We start from the raw sequence: 2,168 nt of genomic DNA, 5'->3' as shown, positions 1-2,168 counted from the left end.
AGAAGTCCTTCGACATCACCAAGAACACCTGGACGCCCGTGGGCGAGAGCGCGGACGAGCAGGGGCGCGAGTTCATGCTCATGGAGATCAGGACCACCAAGTAGCGCCGCCGGGTTCTTTCCCGGTCCGTCGCCTGCCCTGCAGGCGCGACGGCCGATCTCTGTCAGCCGCGCTCCGCGGCGACTGCCGACCCCTTACGCCTCGCCCAAGGAAACACGTCATGCATCTCACCAGACCCACGCGTCTCGCCGCCCTTGCCGCGGCCCTGATCGCCGTGCCCCTCGCGGCGGCAGCCCTGCCCGCCCGCGCCGTCACCGGCACGCCCGACACCGGAACTGCTTACGCCTTCTCCGTCCGTCTCGACATCGGCCACGAGCGCGCCTGCTCCGGCGCCCTGGTGGATCCGAACTGGATCGTCACCGCCGCCTCCTGCTTCGTGGACGACCCGGCCGCCGGCCTGACGGTCCCGCCCGGACCGCCGGCGATCCAGACCTTCGCCACCATCGGCCGTCCCGACCTGTCCACCACCGCAGGTCAGGTCGTGGAGGTCACCGAACTGGTCCCGCGCACCGACCGTGACCTGGTGATGGCCAAGCTCGCGGAGCCCGTCACCGCGGTCGCCCCCGTGGCCGTCACCACCACCGCACCGAGCGCCGGAGAGCAGCTGCGCGTCGCCGGTTTCGGCCGCACCAAGGACGAGTGGGCCCCTCTCGCCCTGCACACCGGCGCGTTCAGCGTCGGCGCCGTGGGCGAGGGCACCCTCGACCTCGCCGCGGCCGGGGACGCCGCTGTCTGCAAGGGCGACACCGGTGGGCCGGCCCTGCGCGAGAGCGGCGGCAAGGTCGAGCTCGTCGCCATCAACAGCAGGTCCTGGCAGGGGGGCTGCTTCGGCCAGGATCCGGCCGAGACCCGCACGGGTGCCGTCGAGACCCGTCTCGACGACATCAACACCTGGATCCAGCAGGTCCGCGCGGTTCCCCAGGCGTCCCAGACGACCTCGGGCGACTTCAACGGCGACGGCAAGCAGGACGTGGCCGTCTTCTTCGACAACGGAATCTCACCCGAGGGCAAGAGCCGGGCGTCGATCTACACCTTCCTCAGCAACGGCACCGGCTTCAACGCGCCCAGGCTGGCGTGGAGCACGCCGGGCGGGTTCACCTGGTCCATCAGCAAGCTGACCTCGGGTGACTACAACGGTGACGGCAAGGACGACATCGGCGTCTTCTACGACGGCGGGTCCTCCTCCACCGGGAACATCTCGTCCGTCTACACCTTCACCAGCAACGGCACCGGTTTCAACGCGCCCAAGAAGGTGTGGACCACCACGGGCGGGTTCACCTGGGGCTCCAGCAAGGTCACCTCGGGCGACTACAACGGTGACGGCAAGGACGACATCGGCGTCTTCTACAACGGCGGGTCCTCCTCCACCGGGAACATCTCGTCGGTCTACACCTTCACCAGCAGCGGCGACAGCATGACGGTCCGCAAGGCGTGGACCACCACGGGCGGGTTCACCTGGGGCTCCAGCAAGGTCACCTCGGGCGACTTCAACGGTGACGGCAAGGACGATGTCGGCGTTCTCTACAACGGGGGCACCTCGGCCGACGGAAAGGCCATCTCGTCCCTCTACACCTTCACCAGCGACGGCACCGACATGACGGCGGCCAAGGTGTGGACCAGCACGGGCTCGTTCAGCTGGTCCGCCAGCAAGCTGACCTCGGGCGACTACAGCGGTGACGGCAAGGACGACATCGGCATCCTCTACAACACCGGCACGTCGGCCGACGGAGTACCCGTCTCGTCCCTCTACACCGCCACCAGCAGTGCGAGCGGCATCGGTGCCCCCCAGAAGGTGTGGACCAGCTCGACGGCCTTCGACTGGAACGCCGGCCAGCTGACGTCCGGTGACTACAACGGTGACAAGAAGGCCGACCTCGGCGTGCTGTACGACCTCGGCCAGACGGCCGACGGCCGCCGGATCAACGCTCTCTACTCCTTCCGCAGCACCGGCACCTCGGTTCAGGCACCGGTCCAGAACTGGTCGGGCAGCGTCAGCTGACGTGAGTGTGACAGCCGGACCACGGGCCGCCGGCGTTCGCCTCGGCGCCGTCGGGGAGTGATCCCGCGAAACACCCCCGGAGAGCCTCCGGGACCCGCCGCCCGGGTCC

At 69.0% G+C, this 2,168-nt stretch carries 1 protein-coding gene; it reads left to right on the top strand.

Going from position 1 to position 2,168, the window contains the following annotated elements; all coding sequences use genetic code 11:
• The first annotated feature begins 220 nt into the window (after window positions 1–220).
• Window positions 221–2,059, top strand: a complete 1,839-nt coding sequence (locus tag ABT085_RS45875; RefSeq protein ID WP_351623088.1) for an FG-GAP-like repeat-containing protein — start codon at window positions 221–223, stop codon at window positions 2,057–2,059.
• The last annotated feature ends 109 nt before the right edge of the window (window positions 2,060–2,168 follow it).

Origin of the sequence: Streptomyces sp. NPDC002265 (assembly GCF_040296125.1) — a bacterium.
Lineage (GTDB): Bacteria > Actinomycetota > Actinomycetes > Streptomycetales > Streptomycetaceae > Streptomyces.
The sequence above is the reverse complement of the archived record's forward strand: the minus strand, read 5'-3'. Positions and strand labels throughout refer to the sequence as shown.